The sequence below is a fragment of the Dechloromonas aromatica RCB genome (genome assembly GCF_000012425.1).
Genome location: NC_007298.1, coordinates 1,515,557 through 1,530,232, shown reverse-complemented (window position 1 = coordinate 1,530,232; position 14,676 = coordinate 1,515,557). Strand labels below are relative to the sequence as shown.

Here is a 14,676-nt window from a genome sequence, read left to right as displayed (position 1 = left end):
AATTCACGTAAATATCCTCAGTATCAGCAGGGGATTAAATCACCCATAGGAAATTTCCTATTCTTATTTCAAGCATCGCTGGAATCGCTCAATCCGTGGGCAATTGCGTAGCGAATCAACTCAGCGGCATTGGTCATATTCATCTTCTGAAGAATATGGGTCTTATGCGTACTGATCGTCTTGACGCTGAGGGAAAGTTCAGCGCCAATTTCCGTCAGCCCCTTGCCCATGACAAGCATATTGAAGACCTGATACTCCCTATCCGACAGCAGGGTATGGGGCAATGGCGCCATAGCAGGCCGGATGTCACGAACCATCAGTTCGGCCACTTTTTCACTGATGTACACCCCGCCCGCTGCCACCCGACGGATAGCGGTAACCAGCAAGTCACTATCGCTCTCCTTGGTGACATAACCTGAGGCGCCGGCATGAATGGCGCGCAAGGCATATTGCTCTTCGTGATGCATGCTCAGGATCAGAATGGGTAGCGATGGCTTTTCATCCTTGATCATGCGAATCAGATCCAGGCCGCTACGTCCAGGCATCGAGATATCGAGAACCAGAACCCCCCAGTTCTGCCCCCTGATCAAGTGCATGACGTCATTGCCATTTGCCGCCTCGCCCAACACGACGAGGTCTTCGGTATCCGCCAAAATCTGCTTCAGTCCATCACGAATGATGGTGTGATCATCCGCGAGAAGTACCTTGATTTTTTCCATCATCAGCCCTTTCGTGCGCTTTCTACGGGAATGCAAATTTCGATTAGCGTACCTTGACCCGGCGCCGCCGTCAGTTCGAAGCTTCCGCCCAGGGCCTGAACCCTCTCTCGCATTCCGATTAATCCGATGCCACCCATTTTTGCTGATGACTGGTCAAATCCCTGACCATCGTCCCGAATTTCCAGTCGCCACTGATCGTTTGCTTGCAGCAGCCGAATATCGACGTTCCGTGCTCCGGCATGGCGAGCGACGTTGGTCAGCGACTCTTGCAGCACCCTGAACAGCGTCGTCGCCACCGTTCCACCGTTTTCCGGGTCGTCGTTCGGCAACTCGAGTGTGACCTTCAAATTGGTTCGTGTCGCAAATTGGTCGACATACCAGTTGGCGGCCGCAGCAAATCCCAGGTCATCAAGAACCAGAGGTCTGAGCTCCGAAGAAATTCGACGGACCGACTTAATGGTCCCATCAATCAGCTTTTTGATTGAAACAACTTTCTGTTCCAACTCGGGTTGCGTCGTGAGAAGACGCCCCCCCAGCCAGGAAATCTCCATGCGGAGTCCAGTCAACGCTTGCCCCAATTCATCATGCAACTCTCGTGAAATGCGCAACCTCTCCTGCTCCCGGACGCTTTCCAACGAGGCGGTGAGTTCTTGCAACTGACGATTGGATTTGAGCAGTTCCAACTCGGTACGCTGGCGTTCCGATAGATCGCGAAAAATTGCGGTCACCAGCCTTTCCCCTCGCACCGTTGTACTGGAAAGGCTTAGTTCCACGGGGATATCCTGATCGTCTCTCACTAACGAAACAATGCCCAGTAGCGCCAGATCAGAAGGAGATTGCCAAGCCTCGCGCAGATAGCCCAGCAGATTTGAAGCAACAATTTTTGGCTGGGAGCGCAGTAAAAACTGTTCGATATTCTGGTCAAGAACATCGGCGGCTCGTATCCCCCAAAGCTGCTCTGCTGCCGAATTGAACAAGACTATGTTTTGGGAGGAGTCGACCGTGAGAATCGCATCCCTGACCGACTGCACCATGTGCCTGAGTTTTTCGTTACTGGCATCGCGCTCAAGTTGAAGGTGCTCTTTCCTCAGCAGATTTTTAAGAATGATGGTCGTTGCCAACAAGATGAATACGATCACCGCTACGGCACCGGTTGCTATAGGTAGGGCAACTCTGCGCCATGGCGTAAGCGCTTCGTGTTCGCTAACGGCGGCCGAAACAATCAAGGGGTATTTCGCCACCTGACGATACGTTGAAATCCAGGGCTCCATCATTGCATCATGATTGGAAAGCACGACCTCATTTTCAGGATGCCCCGCAATTCTGGATAGTGAATCTGGTTCAAGCACTCGCTCACCAAGTGCGCTATCCCCCGTGCGATGCCCTGCCATCAGTTCCCCATGTCGACTCAGCAATTGAATTTTGCTGACAAAATCCAGATTGATGCTGTCATAGAGCGACTCAAAGTATTCAATGCTGATGGCGGAAGCGATGACCCCCCGAAAGCTGCCATCCGAATTCAACAATCGAACAGCCAGGTAAAAGGTCCATTGACCATCGATTCGAGCCCGTTCGGGGAGCGACACAAACAGGCCATCCTGATTCGACGTACTGAAGTATTGAAAAAATTCTCGCTGCGCAACGCTGAACGGCGAGGCCAGATCATCCCTTGACGAATTGACCACCATGCCTTTGCTATCGGCGACAAACATCGATTTCACTTGCGGCAGGCCGATAATCCGAGATTGCAGCAGCAGATGAACGGGCGTGCTATCCAATGCAAGGTCTCGCCCAACCTTGTCGGATATGCGGTCGCGGGCACCATACATGGCCAACGCCACACCATCGATCGTTCGAGTGGTTTGTTCAGCCAGAATCCGGTTCAGACTGATCGTTTCGCCTCGTGCATGCGTCAACTCCTGTTGCCGCAAATCAACGAGCAGCGCTAGCGTGCCGACAACCACTGCCATCACCATTGAAACTGACAGCATCAACACAGCCCGAACCGATGGGCTCTGGATCAGTCTCCTGACTGTTTGAGCAATCTCAATCATTTTTTCCGCCACAATAATCTGAGTGCCTAGTGCTTCCCGCACAGAAAAAGATGGGCATTATGGACTTGCTCATTCGATGAAACGAAATTTGGCACCAAGATCATCCAATTGGCGGTATCGGCTCCCGGTAAATAGCAGACTCGCCGGCAAGCGGTCAGCGAAGAGCCCCCCCGGATTAAGAGTCCTGCGTGGCCAATCACCTTCTCCAATCCGGGTAGCACCTTGTCGCGTTCCTGACACAGCTCCGACAATCTGTGAAGAAGCACGAAAAAACACACACCAATTCAGCACCTTAACCCCTGGCACCAACCTTGCAAAGGAAGCAGCAAGGAGATTGCCATGCAACAGCCCTTCATCACCATCAACGACACGACATTACGCGACGGCGAGCAATCGGCCGGCGTGGCCTTTTCGTTGGATGAAAAACTGGACATCGCCCGCCAGCTCGCCGCCATCGGCGTGCCGGAACTGGAAGTCGGCATTCCTGCGATGGGCGACGAGGAGCGCGACTCGATCCGCGCCGTCGCCGATCTCCAGCTCGCCCCGCGCCTGATGGTGTGGAGCCGCATGCACCCGACCGACATCGCCGCCTGCGCCGGCCTGGGCGCCCACTTGATCGACATTTCGGTACCGGCCTCAGACCAGCACCTGGCCTACAAGTTGAAGCAGGACCGCGCCTGGTTGCTGCGCGAACTGCCCAAGTTCATTGGCGCCGCCCTGTCGCTTGGCCTCGAAGTTGGCCTCGGTTGCGAAGACGCCTCGCGTGCCGACATGAATTTCCTTTGTGCGCTGGCCGAAACGGCCGAACGGGCCGGCGCCCGCCGCCTGCGCTTCGCCGATACGCTGGGTATTCTCGAACCCTTTGGCACCTTCGACCGCATTTCGACCCTGCGCCGCAACACCGGCCTGGAAATCGAAATGCACGCCCACGACGACATGGGCCTGGCCACCGCCAACACGCTGGCCGCCTGCAAGGCCGGTGCGACGCACGTCAATACCACGGTCAACGGTCTGGGCGAACGGGCCGGCAATGCCCCGCTGGAAGAAGTTGTCCTCGGCCTGACCAAGCTTTATGGCATCGAGACCAATGTCAGCCTCAAGGGCTTCCCGTCACTGTCAGCCAAGGTGGCCAGCGCTTCGGGGCGCGCCATCCCCTGGCAGAAGAGCGTCGTCGGCGCCGGCGCCTTCACGCACGAAGCCGGAATCCATGTCGATGGCCTGTTGAAGCACCCTGACAATTACCAGGGTTTCGACCCGCGCGAAGTTGGCCAGTCACACCGCATCGTGCTCGGCAAGCATTCCGGTTCGCGCGCCGTGCAGGTCGTCTATGCGGGCCTCGGTTTCGAACTCGGCGAGACCGAAGCCCAGGCCATGCTGCCGCGCGTCCGCACCTTTGTCGCCGAACACAAACACCCGCCGGAAGTGTCCGATCTGCGCGACCTTCTGAGCTCCCTCCGGAGCAACCTCCATGTCTGAAGCGATGACCATGACCGCAAGCACAATGGCAGCACCCGGCCTCTGGGCGACCCTGAAGGAAGACCTGAGCTGCGTCTTTCAGCGCGACCCGGCGGCCCGCTCGACACTGGAGGTACTGACCACCTACCCCGGCGTCCATGCCATCCTCGCCCACCGCCTGTCGCACCGCCTGTGGCAGAACGGCTGGCGCTTCCCGGCCCGCTTCCTCTCCTTCCTGAGCCGGACGCTGACCAACGTAGACATCCACCCTGGTGCCACCATCGGCCACCGCTTCTTCATCGATCATGGCGCCTGTGTGGTCATCGGCGAAACGGCTGAGGTCGGCGACGATGTCACGCTCTACCATGGTGTAACGCTCGGTGGCACCTCGTGGAACAAGGGAAAGCGCCACCCGACCCTGGCCGACGGTGTCGTCGTCGGGGCCGGCGCCAAGATACTCGGCCCGATCTGCATTGGCGAACGCGTCCGCGTCGGCGCCAATTCGGTGGTCGTCAAGGATGTGCCGGCCGACCGGACGGTGGTCGGCGTACCCGGCCGGATCGTCGACACCCGGGTCGGCACGGCACGCCCCGAAAATGGCATCAGCCTGGACCATAACGTGATGCCCGATCCGGTCGCCAAGTCCATCGCCTGCCTGATCGAACGCATCGAAACCCTGGAGAAGGAACTGGCTGAGATCCGCCATGAACCGCCTCCCCCCGACCACAGTGGCGATTGCCGCACCTGCACCGCCGGCGACTTGTGCTGCGAGCACGAGGCCATGCACTGAACACTGGACTGAACCAAACCATGGACCTGCTCGACTTCTCCGACTGCAAGCTCTACTTCGAGGACGCACTGCCCCCCGAGGCCGAGCGGCTGATCGCCCAGGCCGCCGAGGACTATGGCGACCCGGCCGCTGAGTTGTCGCTGCTGCGCGCCAACCTGCTGGCACCGGAGCACCTGACCGTGCTGGTCAGCCTGTACCGCTACTATTTTTATCAGCACCGGCTGGACGATGTGCTGATCGTCGCCGACCACGCCATGCGCGTTTCGGCCCGCCATCTCGGGATTCCCAACGATTGGCGCCAGATTGATGAAGCCCAGCTCGGTTCGGCCGCTGCCACCTCATTTGGCCTGCTCCGCTTCTACCTGCTGGCCCTGAAGGCCGAGAGCGTCGTCCTGCTCCGCCTCGGCCGCATCGCCGAATCGCGCGACCGCCTGACCAAGCTGGCCGCGCTGGATAGCCGCGATCATCTCGGGGCGGCCAAACTGCTTGAAGTCGTCGATGAATTCCAGAGCGAAAGCGCAACGACTGAAGACGCATCACTCACCCTTGTCGCAGCCTGAGGAGGCCATCATGGAAGACACTCTGAGCCTTGCCGAAGCCATGGAAGACCTGGTCTCGGCCGAAGATTTCCTGGACTATTTCGCAGTCCCCTATGACCCCGCCGTCGTCCATGTGAACCGCCTGCACATCCTGCAGCGCTTCCACGACTACCTGGCCAAGCAGGCGCCCAACCTGCCGCCCGAAGAAAGCCAGCAGCGCGGCATCTATCGCCTGTGGCTGGAACGTGCCTATCAGGATTTTGTTACCTCCGACTCGCTGACGGAGAAGGTCTTCGCGGTCTTCCAGACCGTTTCCAAACCGGATGGCGGCATGAGCTCCTTCGTGTCGCTCGACAAGGTCTTCCGCCAATGATGAACGCCCAGTGGGAGTACGGTGAGGCAGTGCGTCTCACCCGCAACGTCCGCAACGACGGCACCTACCCTGGCCTCGACCCCGGCGCGCCGCTGGTTCGCCGCGGCAGCATCGGTTACGTCGTCGATGTCGGCACCTTCCTGCAGGATCAGATCATCTACTCGGTTAACTTCCTCGACGAAGGCAAGATCGTCGGCTGCCGCGAAGAAGAACTGATCGGCGCCGATGACCCGTGGACGCCGTCACGCTTCGAGTTCCGCGAAAAAGTGGTAGCGGCCAAGGGGCTGTCGGTGGGCGGCACTGTGCTGGTCGAACCGGGCTTCGTCGGTGAAGTCATCAAGGTGATCCGCGATGCTGCCTCCGGCGTCGCCTACCACATCCATTTCGACCGCTTGCCGGGCCGCGTCCTGCAAATTCCTGAAGCCCTGCTGGAACCGGTCGCAACCAGGGAATGAAAGCATGCAACACGGTTACCTCGAACTAAAACTGTCCTGGGAACTCTTCAAGAAAGGCCCGGAAACGCTGAGCGAACCGGAGCGCGACCGTCTCGACGATATCGCCCGCAAGCAGGACAGCATCGAACAGCGCATCCTCGCCAGCGCGGCTTCGGCCAATGTCGTCGTCCCGGCCGCCACTGTGAAGAACCGGCTCGATGAAATCCGCGCACGCTATCCGGCAAATGAAGAATTCATCCTCGACATGGCACGCAGCGATCTTGACGAAGCCGCGCTGGAACAGGCCGTCGAACGCGATCTGCGCATCGAGGCTGTGCTCGAAAAGGTCGCATCGAGCAGCCCGCCGGTCAGCGCCGTCGATGCCGAAATCTACTACCGTCTGCATCCGGAAGCCTTCGATCGGCCCGAGGCCCGTCGCCTGCGCCACATCCTGATTACCTTCAACACCCCACAGGAAAAGGCCAAGGCAATTGCCACTCTGGAATCGCTGCGCTCGACACTGAAAAATCCCGCAAAATTCGCCGAGGCGGCACTACGCCATTCACAATGCCCAACCGCCATGGAAGGCGGCCAACTCGGTACGGTAAAGCGTAAGCAGCTTTACGCCGAACTTGAACCGGCTGCCTTCGCTTTGAACGAAGGTGAGATCAGCGCCGTACTTGCGTCTCCGATCGGCCTGCACATCCTGCGCTGCGACGAAATTCTGCCGAGCGGCATGCTGGCGTTTGGCGAGGTATGCGAACGTATCATCGCGCGCCTGGGCGACAAGCGCCGCCGCGAGGCGCAACGCGAATGGATAAAGAGCCTCCCTGTCGCCTGAGGTCCAGCCGGTGCGGAAAACAGTGGTCAATGTGCGAAGCCACTGTGCAGACTTGATCGCCCCGCTTCCGACAGCCGGTGAATAAACATTACTTATCCCCGAAAACTGTGGATAAGTCTGGGGGGTCCTACTGAGTCTGTTCTGCAAGACATTGAGCCATCAAGGATTTTAAGTCAGTGCAAAAAATTTAGGCACCTCCTGAAAGTCGAGGCTTTTCCCCTCCCGGCTGGTGCCTTGGATTGTCGTCAATCAGTTCCCAATGCTGCCCGCAGCATGTCCATGAAGGCGGTGGTTCGCAGCGGCAGCAGGCGCCGGCCCGGTGTCACGCACCAGATCGTCACTGTCGGCAAGCGCCACTCCGGCAGCACCCGCTTCAGCAAGCCCTGCTCAATCCACTGGGTAGCGAAACGCTCGGCCAGCCCGACGATACCCAGTCCGTGTGCCGCCAGATCACGCTGCAGGCTGCGCGAGTTTGCCGCCAGAGGACCGTTCGGCATCCCCTCCCATTGATCCCCGCCACACGAGAGCTGCCAGGGCAAGGCCTCGCCGGTGCCGCTGATCATCCCGAGGCAGACATGATCGAGCAGATCAGCCGGCTTGGCCGGCGTGCCATAGCGGGCCAGATAGGCCGGACTGGCATAAAGCCCGTTTTGCATTTCGCAGAGCTTTCTGGCGACCAGGGTAGTGTCATCGGGCAAGCGACTGGCGGCCCGTACGGCGAGGTCAAAACGCTCAGCCAGCAGATCGACCCGACGTGGCGACAGATCAAGCTCAAGGCGAACCTCCGGATAACTGCTCGCATACTGGAGCAGCAAGGGCGTCAGATCCAGTTCGACAAAATCGGGCGGCAGCGAAACCCGCAGCACACCGCGCGGCGTGCCTTGCCGATGCAGGGCCATGGCCGAAGCGGCCTCGGTTTCCTCGAGTAGGCGTTTGGCGTGATCGAGAATCTGCTCGCCAAATTCTGTGATGGCCAGACGGCGCGTGCTGCGCGTCAGCAGGCGCTCGCCGAGCTTGGTTTCAAGCTGAGTAATGCGCCGGGACAGCGTCGATTTCGGCAGACCGCAGCGCTCGGCCGCCCGGGAAAAACTCCCGGCCGCCATCACCTGGGCGAAAAGAATCAGATCGTTGGCATCAAGACTCATGAGTGCACTCATTGTTTCAATTACGGAACAATAATAACCATTTCAGCGGCTTCCGGATCGATATTGTGACCAATAGAATTCACTTCATGGTTTCAGCGGTTTGAACCACTTCCCACCACCCCACATTGGAGAAAACGATCATGAAAATCCTGCAAATCAATGCCAGCGCCCGTTCTGCCGGTGCCAACTCGACCCGCCTGGCCGACACCGTCACGGCTCGCCTGCTGGCGCGAAATCCGAATGCCGTGGTCGAACTGCGCGATCTGGCCAGTCACCCGCATCCGGTGCTCGACGAACCGGCGCTCGGCGCCTTGTTCACGCCGGCCGATCAGCGTACAGCCGAACAGTCGGCCCGCGTGGCCCTCGATGATGCGCTGATTGCCCAGGTTCAGTCGGTCGATGCCATCGTGCTCGGCGTCCCGATGTACAACTTCGGCGTGCCGGTCCAGCTGAAAACCTGGATCGACGCCATCGCCCGGGCCGGCGTCACCTTCCACTACACCGAGAAGGGTCCGGAAGGACTGCTCAAGGGCAAGAAGGTTTATGTCGCCCTGGCCCGCGGCGGTCTTTATCGCGATACCCCGGCCGACTCCCAGGTGCCTTACCTGAAGAGCGTGCTCGGCTTTCTCGGCATGACCGACGTCGAGTTCATCTACGCCGAAGGCCTGGCGATGGGTGCCGAGTCAGCCAGCAAGGCGTTTGCCGAAGCCGAAGCACAGATTGAAGAATTGATTGCCTAACAACGAAGCGCGGAGGCGTTCAGAAATGAGCGCTTCCACCCTGCCCCCATTGGAGAAAATCATGAACACAGCCATATCCAGCCATCAATTCAGAACGGTTGAGCGCCTCGTTGCCGGTGTTCAGACCTCCGACGGCGCCGGCGTGCGCCTGACCCGGGTGCTGACCCAGAACCTGCAACGTCGCCTCGACCCCTTCCTGATGCTCGACGCCTTCCGCAACGAGAATCCGGACGACTACATCGGCGGCTTCCCTGATCATCCGCATCGCGGCTTCGAAACGGTCACCTACATGATCGCCGGCCGGATGCGGCACCACGACAGCGTCGGCAACGAAGGCCTGCTCGGGCCGGGCGGCGCCCAATGGATGACGACGGGCAGCGGGCTGATCCATTCCGAACTGCCGGAACAGGAAGAAGGCCTGATGGAAGGTTTCCAGCTCTGGCTCAACCTGCCGGCCAGCCAGAAGATGGTTGCCCCGAGCTATCGCGACATCCCGCCGGCCGCCATTCCGGAATATGCCGACGAGAATGGCATTGTCGTCCGTGTCATTGCCGGGGCCAGCCACGGCATCAACGGGGCCGTCCACCGTCCGGACACCGAGCCGCTCTATCTCGACGTGCATCTGCCGGCGGGTACGAGTTTCGAGCAGCCGATCACCGCCGGTCACAATGCCTTTACCTACACCTATCGTGGCAGCGTGAGCATTGCCGGCACGACGGTCGCCGACCGGCACATGGCCATCCTGACCAACAACGGCGCACCGGCCGTCTGCATCGAAGCGCTTGAGGCGTCGCGCGTGCTGATCATTACCGGACAACCGCTCAATGAGCCGATCGCGCAGTACGGCCCGTTCGTGATGAACACCGCCGAGCAGGTTCATCAGGCCATGCGCGATTACCAGTCTGGCAAGTTCGAGGCGACGGTGGTTCAATCGCTGTGAACCAATCGCCCCGGCCATCGTCGAACCGTGACGATCTATTTCCCGACTTGGCCGGGCCGGTCAAACATGAAAGAAAGGCAGCTTGATGGAAATTTCCCAGCTTGGCGAAGCGCTCCAGCGTGATGCAGTCTGGGTCGTTTTCCTGAACGTCCTGCTGCAACAGATCGGGCTACCGGTGCCAGCCGTTCCCACCCTGCTCCTGGCCGGCAGCCTGATCGTCGGCTCCTGGCAGTTTGCCAGCGTCTTGGCCGCCGCCATCGTCGCGTCGGTGCTGGCCGACTGGGTCTGGTACCTGGCTGGGCGCGCCTTTGGCTATCGCGTGCTGGCCGGCCTATGCAAACTGTCGATCAATCCCGGCTCCTGCGTCAGCCAGACCGAGGCCCGCTTTGTCCGCTGGGGGCTTGGATCGCTGGTCTTTGCCAAGTTTGTTCCGGGTTTTTCAACGGTGGCACCACCCATTGCCGGCTCATTGCGCATGGGCTTGCCGGGTTTCCTGCTTGCCGCCGCCACCGGGGCTGCCCTGTGGGCCGGGCTTGGCCTGGGCACGGGCTGGCTTTTGCGTAAAGAGGTGCATCGCGCCATCGAGGCGCTGGACCAGAACTCCGGAAGCCTGCTCGGGCTGATCGCCGGCACGATCGCGCTGTGGCTGGGCTGGAAGCTATGGCAGAAATATCGCTTCCGGCAATTGTCGGCTGTCCCTCACATCACGCCGGTTGAGCTTATGGCCGCAATGGAAACCGACCAGCCCCCGCTGGTGCTCGATCTGCGCGGGCACAGCATGGTGGCCGAAACCGGCCCGATCACCGGTGCAACAGTGGCCGAACATGACAGGCTGCTCGATGCCGTGGGCGAATGGCCCAAAAACCTGCCTATCGTGACCTTGTGCGCCTGCCCGGAGGACGCCGGGGCGATACAGGCAGCCCGCCAATTGCTCAACGCAGGCTTCCTGTCGGTACGGCCACTCAAGGGGGGATACGAAGCTTGGCTAGCGACCGCCAATGGGAACAACGTCTGACTAGCAAAATTAAATTTAAGTCTGTTGTGACTGCTTGATGAATGAACGCTGTTTCTTAACCAGTCACCCGCTGCCGAAGGCAGTTCCTGCCGGTAAAAATTCTGAAAAATAAACTGGACTTTCCTTTCCAGAGGAGTAATCTGGAATCGAGTTCCGGCTAGTTTCAGGTTCAGTCAGAACGGCAGTTTTTAAGGTGACTGGAGGTTCTATGGTTGATAGTCCGCCGCAGTTTCTTGAGAAGTCCGAGTAGCACCCAAACGGCAAATTGCCGAACGCCTAGGCCGTGAGTGCCAAGGTCAAAGATTTACAAAGCCCATGTCTGAACGCATGGGCTTTTCGCTTTTTGCGATCAAATTTGATGATGTGCCATCATTTAAGGCAAATATCATTTGTTCTTCGGTGAAATGCAGTGCATAGTGTAATTCAGCGATTTTCAAGTGCTGCTGTTGTAGGTTGGTCTGGTATCCGCAGTTCTGCGGCGCAATGCCCCATCTGTACTTGCTGTCTTGATCATCGCCCTTATCAGGGGCATGGCCCCGTCAATTATTCGGAGATTCAAGGCATGGCAACAGGTACCGTCAAATGGTTTAACGATTCAAAAGGTTTTGGTTTCATTACACCGGATCAGGGTGGCGAAGACCTGTTCGCCCACTTCTCTGCAATTCAGTCCAGCGGTTTCAAGACCCTGACCGAAGGCCAGAAAGTCAGCTTTGATGTAACGACTGGCCCGAAGGGTCTGCAGGCGAGCAACATCCAGCCGGTGTAATACAGGTCAGTACCATCTGACAATGAAAGCCCGGTTCATGCCGGGCTTTTTCTTTGGCACTTTCCATCTCCTGGAAATCCGCCGAAACGTTTCAGTCACCGACTGATACACAGCATTACGTTTCTTATGACATCCCCTGAGTCACCAGCCGCGTTATTCGACACAAGGCGCTGCAAAATTTGTCAGCACCGAATACCGAATAAACAACCTACCTATTCAGGAGATTCAAAATGCAAGTTTCCAAACTCATCGTTGCTCTGACCGTTGCTGCCGGTTTCGCTTCTGCCTCCTTCGCACAAGGCAGCACAGCCCCTGCTCCGCAAGCGGCTCCGACCGCCAAGGTAGTTACTCCAGCCCCAGCCGCCGCCGAAAAGAAGGTCGAGGCACCGAAGGCTGCCGAACCGGCCAAGGTCGAAGCAGCAAAGGCTGAAACCCCGAAGGTGAATGCTGGCAAGCCAGTCGAAAAACACTCGAAGGCTAAGGCGAAGGGTCACAAGGCAGAAAAGCATGAGGCCGCACCGGTAGCCGCCCCCGCACCTGCGGCCAAGTAACAGCATCTCTCCTGCCGAACAGGCTTGCTCCGGCCAGCATGGTCGGAGACTTTTTCCGGCATGAAACGTCAAGAAGGGTCAGCATTCGCTGGCCCTTTTTGTGTCTACAATTATTTACCAAACCACCGCTGCAACATCCGGATACAAAGCGTTGCAATGGAACTGAACTCATACCCCCCGTTTGATGTGAAGATGGTTTCAATTCAAAAAACAAGCGAGACCAAATCAATGAACCAGACCAAAAACGCCCATCAAGACATGAACATCGCAACTTTCCTCAATACATCACGGAAATATCTCTCACTCCCCGAAGGCGGAAGCACATCAACCCAGCAAATTTTCGCTGCCATCGTGCCGTCGAAATCACAAAGGATCCCAATGAGTTCATATCGCAAAGTGGTTCAATCGCTCCTCCTCGCAGCAGGCGTTGGTGCCTTTGCAGCAGGCCCGGCCATGGCGGACCCTGGCTGCGATCATCGGGGCGGACATTCGGAACGGCATGCCAAAATGATGGAGCAGCATCACACCCAGCTGCATGAGGCCCTGAAACTGACAGCCGAACAGGAACCCGCCTGGAAAAAGCTGATGGATTCCGAACAACCGAGAACGGCTGCCCAGGGTGGGCCAGCAGAAGATTGGGCGAAGCTCAATGCGCCGGAGCGTGCTGAAAAAATGCTTGAGTTATCCAAAGCCCGGCAAGCGCAGATGACTGACCATGTCGCAGCCCTCAAAGCGTTCTACGCCGCACTGACCCCGGAACAACAGAAGATCTTTGAGGATTTCCATGCCGGTCCTCGCGGTGGTATGGCCGGCAAACCGGCCCCCAAGGCCTCGAGCACCGGCAAGGCCCCGAACAAGCCCTGACTCCCGTCAAATCCGTTGAAGCCTGGCAGGCCCGGGCTTCCTTTTGCAACACCTAACCGATGGAAAAGCTTGTCAGGATTGGCTAGTTTCAATCCTGGCAAAACTTCAGTAGGATTACTCACGCAACTACCACACAGGAGATTTGGCCGAATGAAAGTGAAGTCTTCAATCGAACGCGGTGCCCAGTATCTGTGCACCAAACTGGGTGATGTCGTAACCGCCATTGAGCAAGTTGCCGTGGTCAAGGGATTGGCCATGTGGGAAGTCGAGCGCAAGATTGGCGAAGGGATCAGAAAACGCCTGATTGTGTCCGAACGTTCGCTGATACCAGCGCACATCGCTTCGGCCCCGGGACTCGCCTAGGGATTGTTCTTCAGGAATACGGCGTAGTATCCTTGGAAGGACAAAAGACCAGCAAATTTGCTGGTCTTTTTTCTTTCTGTACAGCTGAATTAGCGTGGCACCTTAGTTCCAGTTGCCAGCGCAAAAACTCCCGGCCTCCTGGAACGAACAATCCGTTATCCCGAGAGCCTTGCTGCTCGCAAGTAACGGGCGCGCACCATTCGTTGAGAATGACTATTTTGGCGAATTCCCAGCCATTAAGCCTGGTTGCGACGAATGCGCGCAATGCTCGAGATATCTGTTTATCGAATGCTAGTCCAACAGCATCGCTTCTCGAAGAGCGGCCGGAAGCAACTTTTTATGCCAATAAACTTGATGCCCAAAGCTGTTTTCAACAAGAAGCGCGCATCCCTTGTCGAGTGCAAGCTGAGTTGGCTTTCCGCTTTCGCGCAGCTTAGCCAAGTCCATACGCTTGCCAAAGGCAACACCGGATAGACCAAAGGGTTTGGCGATCTCGGTGATATTCGTCCAGATCGTCCGGTCAACAGGGCCTTGCCCTGTCACACCAACGGCTTTCTTGGAAAGAGCATCTGCCTCGGTATTTTCCTCACGCGGAATCCAGGCCAAGCTGACTTTGGGTATTTGAGCCATCAGTCGCCGTACGGTCTTGCACATCGGTACCAAGCCTTTGGCGTTGATCAACCACTCGCCATTGACCTGCTTGATCACGAGTTGACTGTCGCCGTAAACAATCAGGTCTTGAACCTTGGCGGCAACTGCGGCATCAAGCACAGCCATGAGGGCTGCGTACTCAGCCTCATTATTCGTGCCCTCGCCGATATCCTCAGAAATTTCAATTCTCTCGCCAGCCGGGCCTTTGAGAAGGCCACCAACACCCCGAATACCGGGATTGGTGTGTTTGGTTGCCCCGTCGAACCAGGCGTGCCAAGTGGTGGCATTCATGCATGCATCTCCTGTTAGGCCTCGCATCCTACAGAAATCGCTTCAGCCTTTCAGGTTTTTGATACACCATCGAAGCTCATTGCTAGCCCTGACGTCAGGCGGTGCGGGCCGTTATTGCGTTAGGCAAGATAGGTGCGCGCAACCG

General features: G+C 58.0%; 18 protein-coding genes. 13 read left to right on the top strand and 5 right to left on the bottom strand.

Going from position 1 to position 14,676, the window contains the following annotated elements; all coding sequences use genetic code 11:
- Window positions 1-68 precede the first annotated feature (68 nt).
- Window positions 69-719 carry a response regulator transcription factor gene (locus DARO_RS07260; protein ID WP_011287158.1) on the bottom strand — a complete coding sequence of 217 codons (651 nt, stop codon included), beginning with the start codon at window positions 717-719 and terminating at the stop codon, window positions 69-71.
- A 2-nt stretch (window positions 720-721) separates the two neighbouring features.
- Entirely contained in the window at window positions 722-2,773 is a 2,052-nt protein-coding gene (locus DARO_RS07255) for a histidine kinase (RefSeq protein WP_011287157.1), read from the bottom strand.
- 339 nt (window positions 2,774-3,112) lie between these two features.
- Between DARO_RS07255 and nifV the strand changes: the two genes are divergently transcribed.
- The 6 genes from nifV to nifM are packed head-to-tail and all read left to right on the top strand — an operon-like array spanning window position 3,113 to window position 7,205.
- Window positions 3,113-4,249, top strand: a complete 1,137-nt coding sequence (nifV, locus tag DARO_RS07250; protein WP_011287156.1) for a homocitrate synthase — start codon at window positions 3,113-3,115, stop codon at window positions 4,247-4,249.
- Window positions 4,242-5,018 (top strand): serine O-acetyltransferase, encoded by a 777-nt coding sequence (gene cysE / locus DARO_RS07245; RefSeq protein WP_011287155.1) that lies wholly within the window; start codon window positions 4,242-4,244, stop codon window positions 5,016-5,018. Before nifV ends, cysE begins: the two co-directional genes overlap by 8 nt.
- A gap of 20 nt (window positions 5,019-5,038) precedes the next feature.
- Window positions 5,039-5,578, top strand: coding sequence for a hypothetical protein (locus DARO_RS07240; RefSeq protein ID WP_011287154.1), 540 nt, complete (start codon window positions 5,039-5,041; stop codon window positions 5,576-5,578).
- A gap of 10 nt (window positions 5,579-5,588) precedes the next feature.
- Entirely contained in the window at window positions 5,589-5,930 is a 342-nt protein-coding gene (gene nifW, locus DARO_RS07235) for a nitrogenase-stabilizing/protective protein NifW (protein WP_011287153.1), read from the top strand.
- The gene (locus DARO_RS07230) at window positions 5,927-6,385 is read left to right on the top strand and encodes a nitrogen fixation protein NifZ (RefSeq protein WP_041224269.1); all 459 of its coding nucleotides are present in this window, start codon (window positions 5,927-5,929) and stop codon (window positions 6,383-6,385) included. The genes nifW and DARO_RS07230 overlap by 4 nt, the downstream gene beginning before the upstream one ends.
- 4 nt (window positions 6,386-6,389) lie before the next feature.
- A complete protein-coding gene (gene nifM / locus DARO_RS07225; protein ID WP_011287151.1) occupies window positions 6,390-7,205 on the top strand; it encodes a nitrogen fixation protein NifM in 816 nt (271 codons plus the stop codon).
- 245 nt (window positions 7,206-7,450) lie between these two features.
- Here the strand turns inward: nifM and DARO_RS07220 are convergent, their stop codons facing one another.
- Window positions 7,451-8,350 (bottom strand): LysR family transcriptional regulator, encoded by a 900-nt coding sequence (locus DARO_RS07220; protein WP_041224268.1) that lies wholly within the window; start codon window positions 8,348-8,350, stop codon window positions 7,451-7,453.
- A gap of 140 nt (window positions 8,351-8,490) precedes the next feature.
- On the opposite strand from DARO_RS07220, the gene DARO_RS07215 reads away from it, so the two are divergent.
- From DARO_RS07215 to DARO_RS07205, 3 genes are all read left to right on the top strand, one after another.
- Window positions 8,491-9,090, top strand: a complete 600-nt coding sequence (locus DARO_RS07215) for an FMN-dependent NADH-azoreductase (RefSeq protein WP_011287149.1) — start codon at window positions 8,491-8,493, stop codon at window positions 9,088-9,090.
- A gap of 61 nt (window positions 9,091-9,151) precedes the next feature.
- Window positions 9,152-10,030, top strand: coding sequence for a pirin family protein (locus tag DARO_RS07210; protein ID WP_157037156.1), 879 nt, complete (start codon window positions 9,152-9,154; stop codon window positions 10,028-10,030).
- A gap of 85 nt (window positions 10,031-10,115) precedes the next feature.
- Complete coding sequence (locus DARO_RS07205; RefSeq protein ID WP_011287147.1) at window positions 10,116-11,045, top strand: VTT domain-containing protein; 930 nt, start codon at window positions 10,116-10,118, stop codon at window positions 11,043-11,045.
- A gap of 296 nt (window positions 11,046-11,341) precedes the next feature.
- Here DARO_RS07205 and DARO_RS22765 read toward each other — a convergent pair whose 3' ends face one another.
- Window positions 11,342-11,482 carry a hypothetical protein gene (locus DARO_RS22765; protein ID WP_157037155.1) on the bottom strand — a complete coding sequence of 47 codons (141 nt, stop codon included), beginning with the start codon at window positions 11,480-11,482 and terminating at the stop codon, window positions 11,342-11,344.
- A 125-nt stretch (window positions 11,483-11,607) separates the two neighbouring features.
- On the opposite strand from DARO_RS22765, the gene DARO_RS07200 reads away from it, so the two are divergent.
- From DARO_RS07200 to DARO_RS07185, 4 genes are all read left to right on the top strand, one after another.
- Complete coding sequence (locus DARO_RS07200) at window positions 11,608-11,811, top strand: cold-shock protein (RefSeq protein WP_011287146.1); 204 nt, start codon at window positions 11,608-11,610, stop codon at window positions 11,809-11,811.
- Between the two features lie 230 nt (window positions 11,812-12,041).
- On the top strand, window positions 12,042-12,362 hold the full coding sequence (locus DARO_RS07195; protein WP_011287145.1) for a hypothetical protein: 321 nt from the start codon (window positions 12,042-12,044) through the stop codon (window positions 12,360-12,362).
- Between the two features lie 60 nt (window positions 12,363-12,422).
- Complete coding sequence (locus DARO_RS22205; RefSeq protein WP_011287144.1) at window positions 12,423-13,226, top strand: Spy/CpxP family protein refolding chaperone; 804 nt, start codon at window positions 12,423-12,425, stop codon at window positions 13,224-13,226.
- A 150-nt stretch (window positions 13,227-13,376) separates the two neighbouring features.
- Window positions 13,377-13,589 (top strand): hypothetical protein, encoded by a 213-nt coding sequence (locus DARO_RS07185; RefSeq protein ID WP_011287143.1) that lies wholly within the window; start codon window positions 13,377-13,379, stop codon window positions 13,587-13,589.
- A 291-nt stretch (window positions 13,590-13,880) separates the two neighbouring features.
- Here DARO_RS07185 and DARO_RS21610 read toward each other — a convergent pair whose 3' ends face one another.
- Window positions 13,881-14,531 carry a ribonuclease HI family protein gene (locus tag DARO_RS21610; RefSeq protein WP_011287142.1) on the bottom strand — a complete coding sequence of 217 codons (651 nt, stop codon included), beginning with the start codon at window positions 14,529-14,531 and terminating at the stop codon, window positions 13,881-13,883.
- Window positions 14,532-14,676: the final 145 nt, after the last annotated feature.

Coding starts and splice junctions, on each gene's coding strand:
- DARO_RS07205 (WP_011287147.1), top strand. CDS start 10,116: ATGGAAATTTCCCAGCTTGGCGAAGCGCTCCAGCGTGATGCAGTCTGG.
- DARO_RS21610 (WP_011287142.1), bottom strand. CDS start 14,531: ATGAATGCCACCACTTGGCACGCCTGGTTCGACGGGGCAACCAAACAC.
- DARO_RS07255 (WP_011287157.1), bottom strand. CDS start 2,773: ATGATTGAGATTGCTCAAACAGTCAGGAGACTGATCCAGAGCCCATCG.
- DARO_RS07230 (WP_041224269.1), top strand. CDS start 5,927: ATGATGAACGCCCAGTGGGAGTACGGTGAGGCAGTGCGTCTCACCCGC.
- DARO_RS07260 (WP_011287158.1), bottom strand. CDS start 719: ATGGAAAAAATCAAGGTACTTCTCGCGGATGATCACACCATCATTCGT.
- nifM (WP_011287151.1), top strand. CDS start 6,390: ATGCAACACGGTTACCTCGAACTAAAACTGTCCTGGGAACTCTTCAAG.
- DARO_RS07210 (WP_157037156.1), top strand. CDS start 9,152: ATGAACACAGCCATATCCAGCCATCAATTCAGAACGGTTGAGCGCCTC.
- DARO_RS07215 (WP_011287149.1), top strand. CDS start 8,491: ATGAAAATCCTGCAAATCAATGCCAGCGCCCGTTCTGCCGGTGCCAAC.
- nifW (WP_011287153.1), top strand. CDS start 5,589: ATGGAAGACACTCTGAGCCTTGCCGAAGCCATGGAAGACCTGGTCTCG.
- DARO_RS07185 (WP_011287143.1), top strand. CDS start 13,377: ATGAAAGTGAAGTCTTCAATCGAACGCGGTGCCCAGTATCTGTGCACC.
- cysE (WP_011287155.1), top strand. CDS start 4,242: ATGTCTGAAGCGATGACCATGACCGCAAGCACAATGGCAGCACCCGGC.
- nifV (WP_011287156.1), top strand. CDS start 3,113: ATGCAACAGCCCTTCATCACCATCAACGACACGACATTACGCGACGGC.
- DARO_RS22205 (WP_011287144.1), top strand. CDS start 12,423: ATGAAACGTCAAGAAGGGTCAGCATTCGCTGGCCCTTTTTGTGTCTAC.
- DARO_RS07220 (WP_041224268.1), bottom strand. CDS start 8,350: ATGAGTCTTGATGCCAACGATCTGATTCTTTTCGCCCAGGTGATGGCG.
- DARO_RS07200 (WP_011287146.1), top strand. CDS start 11,608: ATGGCAACAGGTACCGTCAAATGGTTTAACGATTCAAAAGGTTTTGGT.
- DARO_RS07240 (WP_011287154.1), top strand. CDS start 5,039: ATGGACCTGCTCGACTTCTCCGACTGCAAGCTCTACTTCGAGGACGCA.
- DARO_RS07195 (WP_011287145.1), top strand. CDS start 12,042: ATGCAAGTTTCCAAACTCATCGTTGCTCTGACCGTTGCTGCCGGTTTC.